Source organism: Extibacter muris, assembly GCF_004345005.1.
Classification (GTDB): domain Bacteria; phylum Bacillota; class Clostridia; order Lachnospirales; family Lachnospiraceae; genus Extibacter; species Extibacter muris.
Map to the genome: position 1 here is coordinate 26,125 of NZ_SMMX01000021.1, position 21,563 is coordinate 47,687.

At 47.7% G+C, this 21,563-nt stretch carries 21 protein-coding genes, 1 tRNA gene and 2 pseudogenes; 19 read left to right on the forward strand and 5 right to left on the reverse strand.

The window, feature by feature from the left end:
- The first annotated feature begins 20 nt into the window (after nt 1-20).
- From metG to E1963_RS17080, 6 genes are all read left to right on the forward strand, one after another.
- Complete coding sequence (gene metG, locus E1963_RS17055; RefSeq protein ID WP_132280613.1) at nt 21-1,913, forward strand: methionine--tRNA ligase; 1,893 nt, start codon at nt 21-23, stop codon at nt 1,911-1,913.
- 119 nt (nt 1,914-2,032) lie between these two features.
- Nucleotides 2,033-3,019: a diaminopimelate dehydrogenase gene (locus E1963_RS17060; RefSeq protein ID WP_132280616.1), complete on the forward strand. Its 987-nt coding sequence runs from the start codon at nt 2,033-2,035 to the stop codon at nt 3,017-3,019.
- A 109-nt stretch (nt 3,020-3,128) separates the two neighbouring features.
- Nucleotides 3,129-3,908 carry a TatD family hydrolase gene (locus E1963_RS17065; RefSeq protein ID WP_132280619.1) on the forward strand — a complete coding sequence of 260 codons (780 nt, stop codon included), beginning with the start codon at nt 3,129-3,131 and terminating at the stop codon, nt 3,906-3,908.
- Between the two features lie 36 nt (nt 3,909-3,944).
- On the forward strand, nt 3,945-4,859 hold the full coding sequence (rsmA, locus tag E1963_RS17070; protein ID WP_132280622.1) for a 16S rRNA (adenine(1518)-N(6)/adenine(1519)-N(6))-dimethyltransferase RsmA: 915 nt from the start codon (nt 3,945-3,947) through the stop codon (nt 4,857-4,859).
- 90 nt (nt 4,860-4,949) lie between these two features.
- Complete coding sequence (locus tag E1963_RS17075) at nt 4,950-6,320, forward strand: citrate/2-methylcitrate synthase (protein ID WP_132280625.1); 1,371 nt, start codon at nt 4,950-4,952, stop codon at nt 6,318-6,320.
- A gap of 133 nt (nt 6,321-6,453) precedes the next feature.
- Nucleotides 6,454-7,386 carry an alpha/beta fold hydrolase gene (locus E1963_RS17080; RefSeq protein WP_132280628.1) on the forward strand — a complete coding sequence of 311 codons (933 nt, stop codon included), beginning with the start codon at nt 6,454-6,456 and terminating at the stop codon, nt 7,384-7,386.
- 96 nt (nt 7,387-7,482) lie between these two features.
- Here E1963_RS17080 and E1963_RS17085 read toward each other — a convergent pair whose 3' ends face one another.
- Nucleotides 7,483-7,944, reverse strand: a complete 462-nt coding sequence (locus E1963_RS17085; protein WP_132280631.1) for an Lrp/AsnC family transcriptional regulator — start codon at nt 7,942-7,944, stop codon at nt 7,483-7,485.
- Between the two features lie 176 nt (nt 7,945-8,120).
- Between E1963_RS17085 and E1963_RS17090 the strand changes: the two genes are divergently transcribed.
- From E1963_RS17090 to E1963_RS17120, 7 genes and pseudogenes are all read left to right on the forward strand, one after another.
- Nucleotides 8,121-8,714, forward strand: a complete 594-nt coding sequence (locus tag E1963_RS17090) for a TetR/AcrR family transcriptional regulator (protein ID WP_132280634.1) — start codon at nt 8,121-8,123, stop codon at nt 8,712-8,714.
- Nucleotides 8,715-8,812: 98 nt separating this feature from the next.
- Nucleotides 8,813-9,430, forward strand: a complete 618-nt coding sequence (locus tag E1963_RS17095) for a TetR/AcrR family transcriptional regulator (RefSeq protein ID WP_132280637.1) — start codon at nt 8,813-8,815, stop codon at nt 9,428-9,430.
- A 127-nt stretch (nt 9,431-9,557) separates the two neighbouring features.
- Nucleotides 9,558-11,387 (forward strand): ABC transporter ATP-binding protein, encoded by a 1,830-nt coding sequence (locus E1963_RS17100; protein ID WP_132280640.1) that lies wholly within the window; start codon nt 9,558-9,560, stop codon nt 11,385-11,387.
- Nucleotides 11,384-12,912, forward strand: a pseudogene (locus E1963_RS17105) (ABC transporter ATP-binding protein). Before E1963_RS17100 ends, E1963_RS17105 begins: the two are co-directional and overlap by 4 nt.
- Before the next feature lie 353 nt (nt 12,913-13,265).
- On the forward strand, nt 13,266-13,604 hold the full coding sequence (locus E1963_RS17110; RefSeq protein WP_330570878.1) for a DUF5058 family protein: 339 nt from the start codon (nt 13,266-13,268) through the stop codon (nt 13,602-13,604).
- Nucleotides 13,605-13,871: 267 nt separating this feature from the next.
- On the forward strand, nt 13,872-14,207 hold the full coding sequence (locus E1963_RS20840) for a hypothetical protein (RefSeq protein WP_243117783.1): 336 nt from the start codon (nt 13,872-13,874) through the stop codon (nt 14,205-14,207).
- Between the two features lie 27 nt (nt 14,208-14,234).
- Nucleotides 14,235-15,503, forward strand: a complete 1,269-nt coding sequence (locus tag E1963_RS17120; protein WP_132280643.1) for an amidohydrolase family protein — start codon at nt 14,235-14,237, stop codon at nt 15,501-15,503.
- Between the two features lie 264 nt (nt 15,504-15,767).
- Here E1963_RS17120 and E1963_RS17125 read toward each other — a convergent pair whose 3' ends face one another.
- The 3 genes from E1963_RS17125 to E1963_RS17135 form a co-directional block, all read right to left on the reverse strand.
- Nucleotides 15,768-16,199, reverse strand: a complete 432-nt coding sequence (locus tag E1963_RS17125) for an ImmA/IrrE family metallo-endopeptidase (RefSeq protein ID WP_243117787.1) — start codon at nt 16,197-16,199, stop codon at nt 15,768-15,770.
- Nucleotides 16,200-16,301: 102 nt separating this feature from the next.
- The gene (locus E1963_RS17130; protein WP_132280646.1) at nt 16,302-16,628 is read right to left on the reverse strand and encodes a helix-turn-helix domain-containing protein; all 327 of its coding nucleotides are present in this window, start codon (nt 16,626-16,628) and stop codon (nt 16,302-16,304) included.
- A gap of 329 nt (nt 16,629-16,957) precedes the next feature.
- Nucleotides 16,958-17,293 carry a sporulation initiation factor Spo0A C-terminal domain-containing protein gene (locus E1963_RS17135; protein ID WP_132280649.1) on the reverse strand — a complete coding sequence of 112 codons (336 nt, stop codon included), beginning with the start codon at nt 17,291-17,293 and terminating at the stop codon, nt 16,958-16,960.
- A gap of 85 nt (nt 17,294-17,378) precedes the next feature.
- Here E1963_RS17135 and E1963_RS17140 point away from each other — a divergent pair, with 85 nt between their 5' ends.
- Both E1963_RS17140 and E1963_RS17145 read left to right on the forward strand, forming a co-directional pair.
- Nucleotides 17,379-17,570 (forward strand): hypothetical protein, encoded by a 192-nt coding sequence (locus E1963_RS17140; RefSeq protein WP_132280652.1) that lies wholly within the window; start codon nt 17,379-17,381, stop codon nt 17,568-17,570.
- Nucleotides 17,548-18,000 (forward strand): hypothetical protein, encoded by a 453-nt coding sequence (locus E1963_RS17145; RefSeq protein ID WP_132280655.1) that lies wholly within the window; start codon nt 17,548-17,550, stop codon nt 17,998-18,000. The genes E1963_RS17140 and E1963_RS17145 overlap by 23 nt, the downstream gene beginning before the upstream one ends.
- Nucleotides 18,001-18,063: 63 nt before the next feature.
- Here the strand turns inward: E1963_RS17145 and E1963_RS17150 are convergent.
- Nucleotides 18,064-18,148: transfer RNA gene (locus E1963_RS17150), tRNA-Ser, on the reverse strand.
- Nucleotides 18,149-18,265: 117 nt separating this feature from the next.
- Here E1963_RS17150 and E1963_RS17155 point away from each other — a divergent pair.
- The 4 genes and pseudogenes from E1963_RS17155 to E1963_RS17165 all read left to right on the forward strand — a co-directional run bounded on the left by E1963_RS17155 (nt 18,266) and on the right by E1963_RS17165 (nt 21,477).
- Nucleotides 18,266-19,183 carry a ComEC/Rec2 family competence protein gene (locus tag E1963_RS17155; protein WP_132280658.1) on the forward strand — a complete coding sequence of 306 codons (918 nt, stop codon included), beginning with the start codon at nt 18,266-18,268 and terminating at the stop codon, nt 19,181-19,183.
- A gap of 141 nt (nt 19,184-19,324) precedes the next feature.
- Nucleotides 19,325-19,381, forward strand: a pseudogene (locus tag E1963_RS23155) (hypothetical protein); the annotation flags it as partial.
- Nucleotides 19,382-19,488: 107 nt separating this feature from the next.
- Nucleotides 19,489-19,773 (forward strand): hypothetical protein, encoded by a 285-nt coding sequence (locus tag E1963_RS20845; RefSeq protein ID WP_243117784.1) that lies wholly within the window; start codon nt 19,489-19,491, stop codon nt 19,771-19,773.
- A 351-nt stretch (nt 19,774-20,124) separates the two neighbouring features.
- Nucleotides 20,125-21,477, forward strand: a complete 1,353-nt coding sequence (locus tag E1963_RS17165) for a DUF1538 domain-containing protein (protein ID WP_243117785.1) — start codon at nt 20,125-20,127, stop codon at nt 21,475-21,477.
- Nucleotides 21,478-21,563 lie beyond the last annotated feature (86 nt).

The window sequence follows — 21,563 nt, forward strand, 5'->3', positions numbered from 1 at the left end:
CAACTGCAGGAGGACAAGAGATGGAAAAACAAAAGTATTATATTACGACAGCCATTGCCTATACATCAGGAAAGCCCCATATAGGGAATACGTACGAAATCGTGCTGGCCGATGCGATAGCCAGATATAAGAGGAGCCAGGGATATGATGTGTTCTTCCAGACCGGCACGGATGAGCACGGCCAGAAGATAGAGCTTAAGGCAGAAGAAGCCGGCGTTACGCCGAAAGAGTTTGTGGATGGCGTTGCAGCAGATATCCAGGGCATCTGGAATCTGATGAATACTTCATATGACAAATTCATCCGTACGACCGACGAGTATCATGAGAAGCAGGTGCAGAAGATATTTAAAAAGCTGTACGACCAGGGAGACATATATAAGGGGCATTATGAGGGGATGTACTGCACGCCGTGCGAATCCTTTTTTACAGAATCTCAGCTCGTGGACGGAAAATGCCCTGACTGCGGACGAGAAGTGCAGCCGGCAAAGGAAGAGGCTTATTTCTTCAAGATGAGCAAGTATGCAGACCGTCTGATCGAGCATATCAATACGCATCCGGAGTTCATACAGCCGGTATCCCGTAAAAATGAGATGATGAACAATTTTCTGCTGCCTGGGCTTCAGGACCTGTGTGTCTCCAGGACTTCATTCAAGTGGGGGATCCCGGTGGATTTTGATCCGGGCCATGTAGTGTACGTATGGCTGGATGCACTGACCAACTATATTACCGGAATCGGCTATGATTGCGGGGGCGAAAATACGGAACAGTTCAAAAGGGACTGGCCGGCTGACCTGCACCTCATCGGCAAGGACATTATCCGTTTCCATACGATATACTGGCCGATTTTCCTTATGGCGCTGGATCTGCCTCTTCCAAAGCAGATATTCGGACATCCGTGGCTGCTGCAGGGAGACGGCAAGATGAGCAAGTCAAAAGGGAATGTGCTGTATGCGGATGAACTGGTAGACTTCTTCGGTGTAGATGCGGTGCGTTACTTTGTGCTACATGAGATGCCGTTTGAAAATGACGGAGTGATTTCATGGGAGCTGATGGTAGAGCGTATGAATTCAGACCTTGCCAATACGCTGGGCAATCTGGTGAACCGGACCATCTCTATGACGAACAAATACTTTGGGGGCGTGGTAACGGACAAAAATGTGACAGGGGAAGTGGATCTGGATTTGAAGGCGGTCGCCGAAGGCACGCCGAAGGCAGTGGAAGCCAAGATGGAAGAACTGCGGGTTGCGGACGCAATTACGGAGATATTTAACCTGTTCAAGCGCTGCAATAAGTATATAGATGAGACGATGCCGTGGGCACTTGCAAAGGATGAAGGGAAAAAGGACCGGCTCGAGACGGTACTCTACAACCTGCTGGAAAGCATCAAGGCCGGTGCGGTGCTGCTTGAGCCTTTCATGCCCGAGACGTCCGTGAAGGTTCTCAGCCAGCTTGGTGACGGTAAAGTGACTGAGAAGCCGGAGATACTCTTTGCAAGGCAGGATCTTGAAGAAGTGCTGAAACGGGTAGAGGAACTGCACCCGCCGGTAACAGAGGTCCCGGAAGATGTCATAGACATCGAGTCGAAGCCGGAGATAACATTTGAAGATTTCGGGAAGATGCAGTTCCAGGTAGGCGAGATACTCGAGTGTGAAGAAGTACCAAAGTCCAAGAAGCTCCTCTGCTCCAAAGTAAGAGTCGGAAGCGAGGTAAAACAGATTGTATCAGGTATAAAAGCACACTATAAAACAGAAGAAATGATCGGCAAGAAGGTAATGGTGCTGGTGAATCTGAAACCGGCCAAACTTGCCGGAGTCCTGTCAGAAGGAATGCTGCTGTGCGCAGAAGATGCAGAAGGCCGCCTGGCACTCATGACACCAGAAAAAGAAATGCCCGCAGGCGCAGAAATCTGCTAAAGGGACACGTTAAATTTAATTGGGGACGGAGGAAAATGAGAAATACCCCGTCCCCAATTCAAAAAGGGACGGGGGAAAATGAGAAAACCTCCGTCCCCAATTGAGAGGAGAATGATTATATGGATAAGATTAGAATTGGTATTGTCGGTTATGGTAACATTGGAAAGGGTGTTGAACTTGCGGTAGCCCGTAATGACGATATGGAGCTTAAAGCCGTATTCACCCGGAGGAGCCCGGCCGATATCAGCATTGCTACGGAAACTGCAGCTGTGATGCATATCGATGACATGGCTGCTATGAAAGAGGATATTGATGTCATGGTGCTCTGCGGGGGCTCCGCTACGGACCTGCCGGTCATGGGCCCTGAAATCGTGGAGAACTTCAATACGATTGACAGTTTTGATACGCATGCCAGAATTCCGGAATATTTTGAAAATGTGGATAAAGCGGCAAAAGACGGTGGAAAAGTGGGAATTATATCCGTAGGATGGGACCCGGGGATGTTTTCACTTAACCGGTTATATGCGGAATCTATACTTGCGCAGGGAAGTACATACACATTCTGGGGAAAAGGTGTCAGCCAGGGACATTCTGACGCAATCCGCCGTGTAGAAGGTGTTAAAAATGGGATTCAGTACACAGTGCCTGTGGAAAAAGCTGTGGAAAGAGTCAGAAGCGGAGAAGAGCCACAGCTTACTACAAGGGAAAAGCATCTGCGAGAGTGCTATGTTGTTCCGGAGGACGGTGCTGACCTTAAAGCAATCGAACAGGCCATCAAGACGATGCCGAACTATTTTGACGATTATGAGACAACCGTTACCTTTATCACAGAGGAAGAGTTGAAAGAAAATCACGGTAAGATGCCCCACGGAGGGTTTGTAATCCGCAGCGGCGAGACCGGAACAGAGGGAAGCAAGCATATTATCGAGTATTCCCTTAAGCTAGATTCAAACCCAGAGTTTACGGCCAGCGTTCTCGTATGCTATGCAAGAGCGGCATACCGGCTCTCAAAGAATGGAGAGACCGGGGCAAAAACTGTATTTGATATACCGCCGGTATTACTTTCCAAGAAAACGCCGGAACAATTAAGAGCCGAACTCTTATAAGGGACAGGGCAAAAATAAAAAGGGACACGTTAAAATGAGTTAGGGACGGAGGAAATCGAAAAAACCTCCGTCCCCAACTACTTGCGTTTCCGGATTTATGGAGGGTTTTATGATTTTTGATACGCATGCGCACTATGATGATGAGCAGTTTGACGCAGACCGGGAGGAGCTGTTGCATTCGATGCAGACGGGCGGTGTCGGTACTATCGTGAATATCAGCGCCTCGTGTGATTCCTGCCGGACGGTTGTGGAGCTGGCAGGCAGATATCCGTTCATGTATGCAGCCGTAGGGATTCATCCTGATCATGTGGGCGGCTTGGACGAGAAGGCTTTTAGCAAGATGGAAGAGCTGCTTGATAACAGGAAAGTAGTAGCCGTGGGGGAGATTGGCCTCGATTACTACTGGGACAATGAATCCCACGATTTGCAGAGGAAGTGGTTCATCCGCCAGCTTGAGCTGGCCCGCCGGCATAATCTGCCGGTAGTGATACACAGCAGAGATGCAGCGGCAGATACGCTGGAGGTTATGAAGGAGCACGCACAGGGGCTCAAAGGAGTGATTCACTGCTTCTCGTATTCCAGGGAGCTGGCCCGGGAGTATGTCAAGATGGGCTTTTACATCGGCGTCGGCGGTGTCGTTACATTCAAGAACGCTAAGAAGCTCAAAGAAGTAGTGGAAGTAACACCCCTTACATCTATTGTCCTGGAGACGGACTGCCCTTATCTCGCACCGGAGCCATACAGAGGAAAAAGGAATAATTCTCTGTATATCAGCTATGTGGCAAAGGAAATTGCACGCATTAAAAATGTAGATTACGACACGGTCGTACGACAGACAGAAGCCAATGCAATAGAATTGTATGGAATTTCAGACAATTTTGTTGTATAATAAAAATTAACACATTATTCAGGAGTTAAGTAATATATGATGAGACCGACGCTGGGAAACCCGCAGAATACCATAGAAATACTGCAGAAATATGATTTTTCATTTCAGAAAAAGTTTGGCCAGAACTTCTTGATAGACACCCATGTCTTGGATAAGATTATCCTGGCCGCAGGCATCACAAAGGACGATATGGTATTGGAGATAGGTCCCGGAATCGGAACCATGACCCAGTATCTGGCAGAGGCGGCCGGGAAAGTTGTCGCCGTTGAGATTGACAAGAACCTCATACCCATTCTTTCGGACACGCTGAAAGACTATGGCAATGTAACGGTCATCAACGAAGATGTGCTGAAGCTGGATATAAAGAAGCTGGCCGGTGAGGAACATGCCGGCCGGCTGGTTAAAGTGGTGGCAAATCTGCCGTATTATATAACCACGCCCATTATAATGGGGTTATTTGAGCATAATGTTCCGGTGGAAAGCATAACGGTCATGGTCCAAAAGGAAGTGGCAGACAGGATGCAGACAGGGCCCGGAAGCAAAGACTATGGAGCACTGTCGCTGGCCGTGCAGTATTACGCAGAGCCATATATAGTAGCAAATGTACCGCCGAACTGCTTCATGCCAAGGCCGAAGGTCGGATCTGCCGTCATACGGCTTACAAGACACGAGAAACCACCTGTCGAAGTAAAAGACGAGAGGCTGCTGTTTGATATCATAAGAGCATCTTTTAACCAGAGGCGCAAGACGCTCGCAAACGGGCTGAACAATTCCGGCACACTGGACATCCCAAAGGAAGAGATAACCAATGCGATAGAGAAGCTTGGGAAAGGTCCGGGTGTCCGTGGGGAGTCGCTCACGCTGGAGGAGTTCGCACGGCTAAGCAACTACCTATACCCCATGACGGCCGCCGTTTCGGAAGGTGTACATGCCGGATCTTCTGATATATAGCCGGATATGTCCGTAAGGACTTGAGGATGGGATATTTCGTCCGCCCAGGGCGGATTGACAATATGAATAAGGACAGAAAGGATGATGACTATGACTAAAAATGTGGAACATGCATTATTTGAAATCACGCCGGAGATACAGCAGCTGGCACAACTATGTGAGGACAACAATACGATTGAGAAGGAACTGTATACCAAATACGAAGTTAAACGGGGCCTCCGCGATGTAAATGGCAAAGGTGTACTTGCCGGTCTGACAAATATATCCGACGTATGTGCCAAGAAAATCGTTGATGGCGAAGAAGTACCCTGTGCAGGCAACCTATATTACAGAGGTTACAATATCAAAGAATTAGTCAAAGGGTTCCTGGAAGCGAAGCATTATGGATTTGAGGAGATATCCTATCTGTTGCTTTTTGGAGAGCTTCCGACAGATAAGCAGCTGGCGGCGTACCATGAGACGCTTGTCGAGAGGAGGACGCTTCCGCCGAACTTCGTAAGAGATGTCATCATGAAGGCTCCAAGCCGGGATATGATGAACAGCCTCTCCAGATCTATCCTGAGCCTGTACTCCTATGATGCAAAGGCAGACGACACATCTATACCAAATGTCCTCCGCCAGTGCCTGAACCTGATCAGCCAGTTCCCTATGCTTATGGTATATGGATACCATGCATATAACTACCGGCTCGGAGAGGACTTATTTATCTATGCTCCGTCACCTGAGCTGTCCACGGCGGAAAACATACTTATGATGCTCAGGGAAGACAGGAAATACACGAAGCTGGAGGCCAAGATACTGGATATGGCACTCGTGCTCCATATGGACCACGGCGGCGGTAACAACTCCACCTTTACGACCCATGTCGTTACATCTTCCGGTACGGATACATATTCTACAATCGTAGCCGCCATGGCTTCACTGAAGGGGCCGAAACACGGTGGAGCCAACATTAAGGTAACCCAGATGTTTGAGGATATGAAGCAGAAGCTTACCGACTGGAAGGATGAGGACGCGGTAAGACAGTATCTGTGCGATCTCCTGGATAAGAAAGCCTTTGACCAGAAGGGCCTGATATATGGTATGGGACATGCGATCTATTCTGTATCCGACCCAAGAGCTGATATCTTCAAGAAGTTTGTAAAACAGCTGGCCAAGGAAAAGGGCTTTGAGGAAGAATATGCCCTCTATGAGATGGTAGAACATATGGCTCCGGACGTTATCGGAGAAAAACGCAAGATATACAAAGGCGTCAATGCCAACGTAGACTTCTACAGCGGACTGGTGTACAGCATGCTGGACCTTCCGGCATCACTCTATACACCGATATTTGCCGCTGCCCGTATCGTAGGATGGAGCGCCCACAGGCTGGAAGAGCTCAAGAATGTAGATAAGATCATACGGCCGGCATACAAGCCTCTGGCGCCGCACCGGGATTATATTAAGATGGATGACCGCTGATACAGCGGTCTTTTCCATAATCAGATTCCATAATTAAAATGCTCCGGGAGGACGTATGCCAGCGTTTCTAACCATTCAATCCGCCTGCTATAAACGTAAAAGGCGCGATCTATGTATAACAGGAGATGTACGAATGAAAAAAGATTTTTATTATCCGTCGCGCGACGGCCTGACCCAGATCCACGCGGCAGAATGGATACCGGATCAGGAGATAGAAGCTGTCGTTCAGATATGCCACGGGATGGTGGAATATATCGAAAGATACAGCGGATTTGCCGATTATCTGACGGAACACGGGATATACGTGACAGGACACGATCATCTCGGTCACGGGCAGTCCGTCAATAAAGAAGAGGAACACGGTTATTTTGATGCGGCCAAAGGAAATAAATATATCATCGGAGACATCCATAAGCTGAGGGAGATTACACAGGAAAAGCACCCGGACGTGCCATATATCCTGCTCGGCCACAGTATGGGGTCTTTCCTGTTGCGGCAGTATCTGACCGTATACAGCCAGGGGCTCTCCGGTGCGGTTATCATGGGAACCGGATGGAAGGGGAATGCCCTGCTCACTATGGGGCAGACACTGTGCAGAATCATCGCTGCATTCAAGGGATGGAAACACCGAAGCCCCCTGGTGGACAACCTCAGCTTCGGAAGCTACAACAAGCGGTTTGAGCCTGGGAATACACCGAAGGACTGGATAACCTCAGACGAGAAGAAATGTGCCGAGTATGCCGGTGATTCGCTCTGTAGCTTCGTATTTACCGTCAGTGCATACTACCAGATGTTTGAGGGGATGAAAGTTCTGACAAAGAAGGAGCGCACGGCAAACATCAAAAAGGACCTTCCGGTCTTGATTGTTTCAGGAGCGGATGATCCGGTGGGTGACTTCGGCAAAGGGGTGCAGAAGGTATATGAACAGTTCCGGGAGGCAGGCATACAGGATGTGGCAATGAAGCTCTATGAAGGGGATAGGCATGAAATCCTGAACGAGACAGACCGTGAACTCGTATATGAAGACATATATGAGTGGATATCCGAAAAAATTCAGGTTTCTTAAGGACGGAAGGTAGAAAGAGAAATCTTAGAAGCCCTTGACGTGGCAGCATCAGCTGCAGAAAAGGGAGAAGAAAGAAAAGCGGGATAATTCCTGCTTTTAAACAGCATCCTCTTTCCCGGGCAGGGAGGAATGTATATTCTTAATCGTGCTCAGCACATAGTGGGTTCTTGTCTGGCGGACACCTGCCTGGCTTTTGACCCACTTGTGTATCTCTTCCAGATGTTCAGACGACTTGCAGGTGACTTTCAGCAGAAAGTCAAATTCACCGGTAAGGTAATAACATGCTATCACATACGGGTTGCCCGTTACATTCTCGATAAATGTGTCATTGAACTGCGGGTGCTCCATACTCACTTCTATAAGTACGGTCACATCATTCCCCACCTTGGCGTCATCTGTGATGATCGTATATGATTTGATGATGCCAGCCGCCTCCATCTTATGGATGCGGTCGATGACCGTGGAGACAGACAGATGGACTTCACGGCTGATTTCGGAGGCACGCTGCCTTGCATTGCTCTTTAGTTTTTCAAGAATCTGGTAATCAAGAGAATCCATGGAACAGCCTCCTTCAGATTAGTGCGGCAATCAAATATATTTTATCACAGGTTCAGAAAAAAAGAAAGAAGGCCGTGCACTACAAATTGTTCTGCTGAAAATCCCCCCAAAGTCTGATATAATACTCATTGAGACTAGAATCTCTTAGACAGAGCTGGATTACGGAGGTAGTACCAATGAACAGAGACAAAGAAAAGACAGGCCTGAAAGAAGAGATAAAGGCTGCTGCATGGGAACTGTTTTATGAAAAAGGATATGAAGAGACTACTATAAATGACATTATAAAAAAGGCAAATACATCGAAAGGCGGCTTTTATTATTACTTTAAGGCCAAGGACGAGCTTCTGCATTCGCTGTATTCATTCTTTGACCGGGAATATGAGAAATTTTATGAAAATATAGACAAGGGCCTGGACAGCCTCGTACAGCTGAAGCAGCTGAGCCAGTATGTCTCATACTTTATAGAGGGCAATGTCTCCGCAGAGCTTCTGGCCGCGCTGTACCAGTCGCAGCTCATAAAAAAGAAGCAGGATTGCTTTCTCAACCCCGACCGTTATTATAACCGGCTCGTACGCAGGATAATAGCGGAGGGCCAGGAGAAGGGGGAGATACGCAGAGACATGGCCGTAGAAGAGCTGGCGCACCATGTGCTGCTCCTCGAGCGTGGGATCATCATGGACTGGTGCGTACAAAACGGGGGCTTTTCGCTAGGGTATTATGGAACAAGGGATTTTGATCTGTATATAGAGTTCATGAGACCGGACAGATAACCATCTTCCCCATTCAAGCTGTCTACCGGCTGTGGGCTCTTGACAGATTCCATATTTTGCTATATTATATAACAGTGTTATAAACGAGGGGTGAGCAAATGATTGAAACAGAACAGACGACATTGCACCTAATCCTCTCAGCCGCTATGCATGAATTTCTTGAAAAAGGCTTTAAGTCCGCCTCCTTGCGGAACATTGTCAAAACGGCGGGTGTGACAACAGGTGCGTTCTATGGCTACTATGGCAGCAAGGAGGATTTGTTTGAAGCGCTAGTTGGCGAACACTATAATTTTCTATTGGACTGCTTTTGCAGGGCGCAGAAAGAATTTGCAGACATTCCACCGGAGGAACAGCCAGACAATCTGACTTCTGCATCCGGCGAGTGTATGCAAGAGATGCTCTTGTACGCCTATGAACATCTGAATGAATGTAAGCTCATTCTCTGCTGTTCAGAGGGAACACGGTTTTCTAAACTGATTGATGAAATGGTGGAATTAGAGACAAAGGGGACACATGATTATCTAGCGGTGCTTGAAAAATTGGGCAGACCCGCACCACCCATAGATGAACGGCTGGAGCATATCTTGATTACAGGAATGTTTAATACTTTTTTTGAGTTGATCATACATGAAATGCCGCTGGAAGAAGCGAAGCATTATCTAAAAGAAATGAGAGCTTTTTACACCGCCGGGTGGATGAAAATTATGGGGCAATAGGCCCTATAATTTTTAAACAAGAGTTAGTTAATACTAACTATGAAAAACGACACTAGCTAGACCAGGATATCTGAAGACGGCAATTCTGTCCTCATATCATAAAAAATTATCAAGGAGGTTCTTTTAGATGAAAAAACAGTCTAATCCATCAAGATTGATGGGCTATGCCGGAGGGTATAGGATATTGACCTATCTTTCCTGGGTACTGTCCGTGATGAGCGCACTGCTGGCTCTTGTGCCATTTTGGTATATATGGCGTATCATTCACGACATACTGGAAGTGTCCCCGGACTTCTCACGGGTGGGGGATGTTACACGCTACGGCTGGTCCGCCGTATTGTTTGCGGTTATTTCTATCGTTGTGTATATAGCCGCTTTGATGTGTTCGCACATAGCTGCGTTCCGGGTTGCTGCTAATATCCGGAAGGAGCTTATGCGGCATATCGCTGCCCTGCCGATTGGAGTGACGGAAAAGTATGGAAGCGGAAAGCTGCGGCGAACCGTAAACAGTTCCAGTACCGCCACGGAAACGTATCTTGCACACAGGCTGCCCGACAAGGCGGGGGCGATTGCCACGCCCATAGGACTGCTCTTTTTACTGCTTGCTTTCGATTGGCGGTTGGGTCTTTTAAGCCTTGTTCCCGTTGTGCTTGGATTTCTGATAATGATGAAGATGACGGGAAAAGACATGGCACAGAGAATGGAGCAGTACCAGAACGCGCTTTCCGATATGTCAAATGAAGCCGTTGAATATATAAGGGGCGTACCCGTAGTAAAGACTTTCGGGCAGACGATCTATTCTTTCAAACGCTTCAGAGGCGCGATTGACAATTACGAAAAATGGGTAATCGCCTACACGAAGGGGCTTCGTCTGCCTATGATGTTCTATACAACGGCAATCAACGGCGTATTCGCTTTTCTGATTGCAGGAGGCATTATTTTTACGAGAGACGGCGTAACAAATGAACTGCTGCTGAACCTTATCTTTTATATTGTGATTACGCCTGTTATCGGTACGACCCTCACTAAAATCATGTTCATGAGCGGGGACGCAATGATTGTAGGCGACGCTGTCAACAGGATTGATGAAGTGCTGAACGAAAAGCCGCTATCTGAAAGCCAGGTGAACAATGTACCGAATGACAACGGGGTTACATTGGAACACGTTAGCTACAGCTACAAGGTGGATAACACCGATGGAGGCAGAGAGGGCGGCCTGGGCCGTGACGGTGGGAATAACGCACTAAATGATGTGTCACTGCGGGTCCGGCCGGGGCAGGTAGTAGCACTGGTAGGCGCGTCCGGCGGCGGCAAAACGACTCTTGCAAATATCATCACAAGATTTTTCGACCCGCAAAAAGGCCGTATACTGATAGGGAATATCGACATACGTGACATTCCGAAAGCGACATTGATGAATAAGGTGTCTTTTGTATTCCAGAACAGCCGCCTTATCAAGGCATCCGTTTTGGAAAACGTGCGTATGGCAAAGCCTGACGCGACACGCGAAGAAATCGCCCATGCTCTGCAAGCCGCACAGTGCCAGGATATTATCGAAAAATTACCGGATGGCATAGATACGGTTGTCGGCGGGGAAGGCGTGTACTTGTCTGGCGGGGAACAGCAGCGCATAGCGATTGCCCGGGCGATTTTGAAGAACGCGCCTATCTTGATTATTGATGAAGCGACCGCATTTGCCGACCCCGACAACGAGGTGCGCATACAGCGGGCGCTATCTTCTCTTTCAAAGGGGAAAACGGTGATTATGATTGCACACAGGCTATCGTCCATTACAGACGCAGATTGCATTTATGTGCTGCAAGACGGTGAGATTGTTGAAAGCGGTACACATAGCGGGCTGATAGAGCGAAAAGGCATATTTGCACGAATGTGGAAAAATTATTCCGAAGCGGCAGAATGGAAAATTGGGAAAAATGAAAAGGAGGCAAAAGCATGATTCAGACATTGCAAAGACGCTTTGCGTTATCAAGGCAAGGGGCTGTTGATTTGATAAAAGGCTGTATTGCCTGCGTTTTGCAGGACATATCCTTTATGCTCCCTGTCGGGCTTCTCTATAACTTTATCATCGATACCATGAAGGGGGGCGTAAATGGAAGCCGTATTGCTTTCTATGCGGCTGGTGTTTCAGGCTGCTTATGCCTTATATTTATCGCGACATGGTTTCAATATAACGCTACCTATTTAGCGACTTATGTGGAAAGCGGGGTAAGGCGTATATCCTTAGCAGAGCAGCTCCGCAGAATCCCCTTGTCCTTTTTCGGAAAAAAAGACCTTGCTGATTTGACAAATTCCATTATGGGCGATTGTGCTACTCTTGAACAGGCATTTTCCCATTATGTACCCGCTTTGGCGGGCTCTCTTATTTCGACGACGCTGATTGCCATCTGTCTTTTTGCGTATGATTGGCGCATGGCTCTGGCAGCAGTCTGGGTATTGCCGATTGCATTTGCAATCACGTTTTTCTCGTCCCGCATACAGGGATATTTCAATCGTAAATCCGTAGCGGCAAATGTCGAGCTGGAAATCGGTGTGCAGGAGTGTATCGAAAGTATACAGGACTTAAAGGCGAATAATGCGGAAAAAAGCTATCTGACAGGGCTTGACAAAAAAATTGATTACGTGGAAAAACGGAACATTATAACAGAGCTTGGGACTGCCCTCTTTGTTGTATCCTCGACACTGATATTAAAGTTTGGAATAGCAACGGTTGCGCTTGTGGGTTCTACGCTGCTTGCTCGCGGGGAGATTGATATTCCGCTGTTCTTTCTGTTTTTACTTGCTGCTTCAAGATTGTATGTTCCGCTTGAGGGTGCATTGCAAAATCTTGCTGCGGTGATATCCACAAAAACAAACATAAACCGCATGAATGAAATCCTTGACCAGCCTATTCAGTCAGGCAGCAGCAGGGTAACGAATAACGGTTATGATATCGTGTTCGACCATGTAGGGTTTGCCTACAACACCGGGGAAACCGTATTAAAAGACGTGTCCTTTACGGCAAAACAGGTATCAGAATAGGCAGAAAGGATGCGACTGATGGAGAAGTGATCGCGGCGGCAAAGCTGGCAAATTGTGAAGAATTTGCGGTGAAGCTCCCGGATGGCTACAACAGTATGATCGGGGAAAACGGTTGTGAACTGTCTGGCGGCGAAAGGCAGCGTATTTCAATCGCCCGCGCTTTCCTCAAAAATGCGCCCATCATATTGCTTGATGAAGCAACGGCAAGCCTTGACGTGGAGAACGAAACACTGATACAGGCTGCTTTATCAAGGCTGATAAAGGATAAGACCGTACTTGTCATCGCCCACCGCATGCGTACCGTAAGCGGCGCGGACAAAGTGGTTGTGCTTTCAGATGGTTCCGTGGCCGAACAGGGAAAGCCGGGAAATCTGATGAACACAGGCAATATCTACCCTCACATGGTAAAGCTGCAGATGATTAGTAAGGATTGGGGTATCTAGCCTGAGAACCGAATGGATAATACAAACTATGGTCTGTAAAAGCAGACTCCAAAACCATATAAAATAACACTGATAAAACTGTAAATAAAGCATTATACAAAAATATAATCAGATAAATAAAACAATAATAATCAATAAATAAGATAATTATATTGACAATCATAATAATATATTGTTATTATTATAACTATAACAAACCGCGGTTTCTAAAAATGTGTTCTTTAGAGTGATTGGAGGAAGGAATATGCTTTACACAGAGATCTGTAATGCAGTCTGGATGTTCTTATGGGTAGGCGTCCTGCTGCTGGCTGTCATACTTCAGCGCCTTATCTTTATGAAAAGGGCGTGGAAGCATGCGCTTGAACTGGGACTTCAGCCTGCTCAGCACGCCGCTTCCATGGCTGCGGCTGTCTATCATCGGCTCTGCTTATTACGAGACTTATGCCGCTTCAACGGCACTTGAATGCGTGGGAGAGACGCTCCAGATAAACGGGTACAGCGTAGACGGATGGGTTGCCGCGGCATGGGTCATGACAATCGGAGGAAGTGCCTGCGTGCTCTGGTCATCGCTGGCAATCAAGCCGATTTCGATGATATATGAGCAAGCGGAAAAGGTTGATATGAAGCTCGTCCTGTCCATAGGGAGCGGATGCCTTGCCGGAGTCATGGCTTATTTTTATTCGTGGCGATGACGGCATTTCCCATAGCGGTCAGCGCGGTGTATGGCTTATGGCCTGATTTTAAGCTGCTCTGGCCGGGGTTCATAGCGGTGCTACTTTTTATGGCTCCGTACTGGCCTGCGGAGACGATAGGCTATATGTCTGTCATGGGGCCTGGGGCGCTTTATATGTCATACATTACGGGGAATGTGACGAACCTGAGGATGCCTGCCACAATCGGTACGATCAATTCCTTAGGCATCAAGCCTAACACCGACGAGTGCCATTCGATGGCGGTCATTGCCTGCGGAGCTTCTATATATCACTACGGTGGTCATAGTGGCCCTGGGGGTAGTGATAGCGGCCCCGCTCGCGCCGGTTCTCAGTTCGCCGGTGATCCAGCCTGCATTTGACTACGTTGTCCCGGCACTGTTCGGCGGGCTTGTAGCGCAGACGATACTGAAAGGGAAGAAGCAGTTTCTGTATTTTCTCGCCCCCCTCGCCGTCTGCCTGTTCTTCTGTTATTTTACAGCGGTAGACAGTGCATATTACATGCTGATTGCAATTGCCATATCAGTTGTAATCTACGTGATGGACTACAGAAGCGGCAAGAATAAGGAAAAGAAAGAGGCCTAGGAGCCATCTGTAAGAGAGGAGAAGACTATGGATAGACTTACATATATTATTTGTGGTAAGCTGTATGACGGGCTGGATGATGAGTTCAAAGAAGGATATAAGATTCTTGTTAAGAACGATAAGATCGAGGAGGTAGGCCCGGGCATCATATGTCCGGAATCGGCGGAGGTTGTGGATCTGTCCGACGCGACGGTCACCCCCGGTATGATAGATGCACATATGCATATGGATTATATCGACTGGCATACGATTCGGGAAGAGGTATATACCACGTCCGAAGAAGCCAAGACTATCGCGATCGTCCGTACTGCCCAGAAGACATTGTCCCGCGGATTCACGACAATCCGCCATACGGGCGGCATCACGTCCAACGGCTTTGGGGTATTGGACGTAAAAAGGGCGATTGAAAAAGGCTACATAACCGGCTCTCGTATCGTGGCGGCTCCGAGATTCCTGTGTGGCGCAGGGAGCCATGGAGACCTGTCTCAGGGCTTTGCCGGGAATCCGGAGCTGTCCATGATACTGCAGAACCTGCGTCCTACGCTTGGTGCCGGCAAGGACTTCTTCGTCAATGCTGTCCGTGAGGAGATTAAGTACGGTGCTGACTTTATTAAGATTATGGCGACCGGCGGGTTCTTTACCCCTTACGACAATCCATCACAGCTGCAGATGAACGACGAGGAGCTGCAGGCGGTCATGAACACGGCCCATGAGTGGGGCAAGACGGTGACAGCTCATGTCTACAGCGTAGACCATATGAAGAAGCTGGTAGGCTTTGGCATAGACGGCATGGAGCATTGTTCTCTGATGGATGAGGATACGGCACAGCTTATCATCGATAATGACGTCTATGTCGTGCCTACATTCTGCCCATATGAGGAGGCGGTCCACTACGACCCGGTGCTCATACAGACCAAGCAGGAAGAATACAGAATAAAGCTGGAATATTATAAAGATGCGCTTCAGGCTGGGCGTGAGGTTATCAGGAACTGCAAATGCAAGCTCGGATATGGGACAGATATGGTGGGGACCCACCAGAACTATGACAGCGGATATGAGTTCAAGGCATGGATGGAAAGCGGCATGGGGACGTTCCGAACGCTGCACGCGGCTACGAAGGTCAATTCGGAAATCCTGCAGCTTGAGGATAAGATTGGAACGCTGCAGCCAGGCAAGTATGCAGATATTGCCGCCTGGAAGAGAGATTTGATGACAGACCCGTACGCCTTGCTCGACTGTGCTTTTGTCATGAAAGAAGGAGTAATCTACCCGACGGAACGATGTGAGGAAATATAACAGATGAAAAGGCGGAACCCGTTAGCCTTCCGGTTAACGGGTTCCGTTGTTGTTATAGTTATTTAAAGGAATGAGAGTAAAGTACGACACCAGGGAAATAGCATTCCCCGGTGCGTTTACTTTATGAGGGGGGAGATAGTTGTGTGTTGTTCAACTATCTGACTTTTAGTATATAGTAAAATTGTGTCCAAATTATGTTTAAAATATAAAAGAAAGCGAAAAATTCTTAAGCGATTATTAATTTAGAATCTGAAAAAGGGTCGTCTACAGCGAAAAATCAATCTTGCCGACCATCAGGTTAGGGATAAACATTATATAATAGCCGTCTGCAATTGTCCCGATGCCATATTTGCCGCAGTAGTAATCCAGCGCCTCCTGCAGGAATTCTTCCGTAACCTCCAGATACCGGGCGGTCTCATGCCGGTCGGCGCATCTGTGCTCATAGGCACGGATAAGCCCCTTAAGGCCAATCTGCTTATTGTATGCCCATACCCGTGCCTGCCGCTCCTGCTTCCGGTTGCCGGACGACGTAAGGTCCACGATGTTGCCGACGGACGTGTGATGATGCCCAAGTTCCTCGGCGAGGACGCAGGCTTTTTCTTCTGTCGTGTTCAGGCTTGACGAGAGTGCAATATTATTATCTACATACAGGCCACAAGTCTTTCCGCTAAAAGGATAGTTCTCATCTATCGATATCCCCTCGGCTGCAGCTTCGCCTAACTATTCTTCGTATCTGTTCATTTGATCAACTCCTGTTACCAGTATAAGCTGCCTGCTGTATCATAAACAGGACTTTTCTTACGTTCGGCTTCTTTTGGCTCTGATAAATTCGATATAATTTTCTACGTCTTTCTTTTCTTCCTCTGTCAGGTCATCTGTGTCAAAATGTGCGGCAACCGTATCCGGGTATGCAATACGGGCCGTATTGGTTCTGCCGAGCAGGTAATCGGTGTCTACATTAAAAAAATCAGCGATTAATTCCAAAGTCTCAAAATTAGGCTGGCGTTCTCCCCGTTCATACATATTGACAGCACTCTTGGATATGCCGAGCAATCGGGCAAGTTCCTGCTGTGATAGCCCTCTTTCGTTTCTTAACTGACGCAATACATTCGCAAAATCAGCCATCGGTCCACTTCCTTTCTTGATATAACTGTATTATACACGAATCGTGCTTGAAAGCAAATAAAAAGCTCACAAAATGTGCTTGACAATTGAGCACAAAACGTGTACTTTATAAGTGAGCACAAAACGTGCACAGAAAAACGGAATCAAAAAGCCAGAGCGTTCAGCTCTGGCAGAAGGAAAAGTTATGAAAAAGAAAATCTATATGAAAAGCGCTGCCGCTTGTTTGCTTACTAATATAAAGCTGAAATGTGACAGAATTGTGATGCCAAGATGAAGTATATATAAAGATTTTAAAAATAAAAAATGAACCGGGAATGGGGAAGAGCCTGCTAAGCAGGCCTTCCTTCCCGTGTTAAATAGTTGTAGAGGATGTCGATGAATTCCCCGTTTGCCGGTTTGTGCTTAAGCTCGTATCCAGTGATTCTGTTGAGCAGATTCCGGTTGCCTTTATACCAGCAGCTGGAAACGGCAGTACGGATACAGTGCTCTACATTGTCCCTGGTAGTGCCGAACCTTATAGCTACATCAACATACAGGTCTTTGTAGACAGATAGAAGATAGTCTTCATTTTGCAAGCAGAGCTTTAAGGCATACAACAGGAAATGAAAACCTCTTATCGTAGAGCGTATCCCCAAGTCCAGTAAAAGAGCTCTCGTTCTATCCATAAATGCCTCCTGTTCTACCCGACCCTACTACCCAATTGTAAACAATAGAAAGCAGATTGAAAATCAAAAAAAAGGAGATGATAAATTGAACAGACAAAGAAGAACCAGAACTGTATGCAGGATGGATAAGGAGGACCGGCTCAGGGCACTGTCCGCCCGCCGTCCAGACGCGGCAGCCGCCAGACAGTTCGTACATAAGGCCTATGAAAGCTATACGGTTGAAGGATATATGAAAAGCAAGGGGATGATTGATATTGGACAACAACCTTCTGAATGAATATGCGGCCATGAAAGCAGAGGTAAAAGATCTGCGCCGCAGAATAAGCAGCCTGATGCATGAGATGAAAAAAGCATCCGCGGCATACGATGAGGGGAAAGGGGCAAGAGGATATGGAGGCCGCGGCAGTGTAAGGGTATCCGGATACCCTCCATCAATGTTTCGCGCGAAGCAGGAGAAGATGATGGAACTGGTGCTGTTATTAGAATGCCGTGAAGTAGAGTTTCTGGATAGGACGCTGGAAGTTGAAAGATTTATAGAAGCTATCGAAAAGAGTGAGATGCGTATTATGTTCAGTCTTTATTATATAGAAGATTTTTCTTATATAAAGGTCGCCGATGAGATGAACCAGATGTTCCCGAGAAGGAGCATTGCCTATACGGATAAAAACGTAAAGAAAAGAATACAAAGATTTTTGGCAGCCTGCTGACATGAAAAGACGTAACAGCCAGAGAGAAAGTACAAAAGCGTTGGCAGAACCGGCAATAAAAAACGCAGCAGAAGGGATTCGAACCCCCGGAGCCTTTCGGCTCTTCAGCTTTCGAAACTGACGCCTTCGACCACTCGGCCACTGCTGCATTCCTATTATAGCACAGGTGGGTGCAGTTTTAAAAGAGTGATATTCAAGTAAGTTGAAAAAAAAGTGCGCTTGTGATAATCTGTGAGAAATAGTTTGAAAAGAAGGGGCGATTATCATGGGTACTCAGATACGGGGAAAGAGATTGAAGAATGTAAGGAATATCGGTCTGGTACTCTGCCTGGCCCTGCTGCTGTCGGGATGCCAGGCAGTATCCTTCCTGTCTCAACCGGCTGCAGGTACGGGAACTTCTGGCAGGGACGTGCAAGATGTGGCGGGGGAGATGAAAGTTACCTTTCTGGACGTAGGCCAGGGCGACTGTACGATTATCCAGGAATCTGGCCACAGTATGGTGATTGATGCCGGCAATAACGGGCAGGGAAGCAAGGTGGCCGCATATCTGGAAGAGCAGGGAATCGAAAGGCTGGATTATCTGATACTTACACATCCCGACGCAGACCATATAGGCGGGGCAGACGACGTGATGGAGCGTGTGGAGGTCGGGCAGGTCATCATGCCGGATATCACAAATGACACGAAGACGTACGAAGAGGTGGAGGACGATATCGAGGCCATGGATATCGGGGTCATCTACCCGGAAGTCGGACAGACCTTTGAGCTAGGAGAGGCTTCCTTTGAGATATTATGCCCGAAGGAGGTAAAGGAGAATGATATGAATGCGTCATCGGTAGGAATCAAGCTGACACATGGACAAAAATCGTTCGTCATGTGCGGAGATGCAGAGATACCTTCCGAAGAAGCTATGGTTGAATCTTTTGGCAGCAGCCTGGAGTGTGATGTGCTCAAATGCGGGCATCATGGGAGCAGTACGGCGACATCGGAAGCCTTTCTGGAAGATACAGATCCGACATGGGCAGTCATAAGCTGTGGAACGCATAACCGATACGGACATCCGCACGCGGAAGTGATAAGCAGGCTGGAGGATGCAGATATACAGATATACCGGACAGATCAGCTAGGTACGGTCACTGCCGTCAGCGATGGGGAGAACATAAGCTGGAAAAGTGAAAAATAGCCGGGAATAAAAAGAAATCAGTCTTGACATGACGGTAATAAAACTGATTGTTGAGAAAGACGCATATGGCTACGAGATACTTCAGGAGTTGGAGCACAGAGGAGGTGATTCTTCCGTTTGAAAGAAGGGACGCTGTATCCTGTGCTTTACCGGCTGGAAGACGGGGGTTATATCTGTTCCGCGTGGCAGGACAGGGAAGGGAGAAGCGCACCAAAAAAATATTATACGGTCACAGATAAAGGCCGTAGAACCTATGCACAATACTGGAGCCAGTGGATTGAGCTTATAGATTGCGTGAAATGCATATGCAGGGAGGCAAGGCAGCCACATCATGGAGAATCCATAAGATATTCCTTGTGGCGGCTGTACTGGGGCTGCTTGCCCTGTATTTTCTTACTTCCAGGTCAGTTTCATATGGCCGGAACAGAGGAGCGCTTCTATGCTCTCTTGCCGGAACGCTCTGCCTCATATCAGGTTTTGCCGCACACATTCCGATTGGTATGGCTGAGGGACAGGGGCCGTACGGGTATATTAAAATGATGTTAAACGGAAAAATATTCTCCTCATCCTGCTTGCGTTCATTCCCCTGATTACACTGGCGTTCAGCATACGCAGGAAGAAATAGAACTAATGTGGACGGCGAAAACCCGCCGGCCTTGCGGCCCGCGGGTTTCGTTGTTGTTATAGTTATCTAAAGGAATGAGAGTAAAGTGCGGCTCCAGAAAGCCTGGCGCGTTACTTTATGAGGGGGGAGATAGTTGTGTGTTGTTCAACTATCTGACTCTTAGTATAAATGGTAATTATGTCTAAAGTATGATGGATTCCTAAAAGAAATGGAAAGTTTCTTAAGCGCTTCTTAATAATGTCTTTACTTTTCAGGAATGTGGATTTGTGTTATAATTAAAACCTACTAAATCTAATACGAAAGGCGAGGGTGCACATTGCGGGTACACCAAACAAAGTTATATGAAAAATTAAAAGAGTCATTGGGAGCTGTATTGCCGATTATCGGGATCGTGCTTTTTTTGTGCTTTACGATTGCGCCGATTCCTACCAGCATCCTGATGGCTTTTATTATTGGGGCCGTGCTTCTGATATTAGGGATGATGTTCTTTACGCTCGGTGCGGAGATGGCCATGACACCGATGGGGGAGCGCATTGGTACGAGGATGACCCAGACGAAGAAGGTGGGGATCGTGGTATTGCTCTGCTTTATCCTTGGGTTTATCATTACGGTGTCTGAACCGGACCTCCAGGTGCTTGCGGAGCAGGTACCGTCCATACCGAACTATACGCTTATCGTGGCGGTAGCAGCAGGCGTCGGCATCTTCCTGGTGGTGGCGGTGCTGAGGATGCTGTTTGGGATTCCGCTGTCATATATGCTCATCGTGCTGTATCCTGCGGTATTCGTACTGGCATATTTTGTGCCGGATGACTTCCTGGCAGTCGCGTTTGACTCCGGCGGGGTTACGACGGGGCCGATGACCGTACCGTTCATTATGGCGCTTGGTATCGGCTTTTCAGCGGTACGTAGTGACAAGCATGCGGAAAATGACAGCTTTGGCCTCGTTGCGCTCTGCTCCGTAGGGCCCATTCTGGCAGTGCTTATTCTCGGCATGATATATAATCCGACCGGTAATTCATACACGCAGACCTCGATTCCTGATGCCGACAATTCCGTGGAGATGTGGCGCCTGTTTTCGTCCGGGCTTCCGCATTACATGAAAGAGATGCTGGTCTCCCTGCTGCCTATCGTCCTGTTTTTTGTGTTTTTTCAGATTATTTCTCTTCATCTTAAGAAAAAGACGCTGCTGAAGATATCAATAGGAATCGTCTTTACGTATATCGGGCTCTTCCTGTTTCTCACAGGAGTCAATATAGGATTTATGCCCGCCGGCAATTATCTCGGTCAGATTATAGCAGGTCTGCCATACCGATGGATCATCATCCCGATAGGAATGGTGATCGGATACTTTATTGTCAAGGCTGAGCCTGCTGTCTATGTGCTGATGGAGCAGGTAGAGGAACTGACATCGGGCGCCATATCCGGCCGGGCGATGGGATACAGCCTGTCCATAGGAGTGGCCGTATCTCTGGGGCTTGCCATGGTCAGGGTACTGACGGGGATATCGATACTCTGGTTCCTGATACCGGGATATGTGGCGGCTATCGTATTGTCATTTTTCGTTCCGAAGATATTTACAGCCATTGCGTTTGACTCTGGCGGGGTAGCATCCGGGCCGATGACCGCCACCTTGTATAATGTATTTAGGTTGTTCAAGGGATACCTATAAACCCTTAGACCTACTTCTTTACATCTCCAGTCTGATAGGAGATAATTGTTTTATTAGATTGAGGGGATGATCGTTGCCTCCTTGGG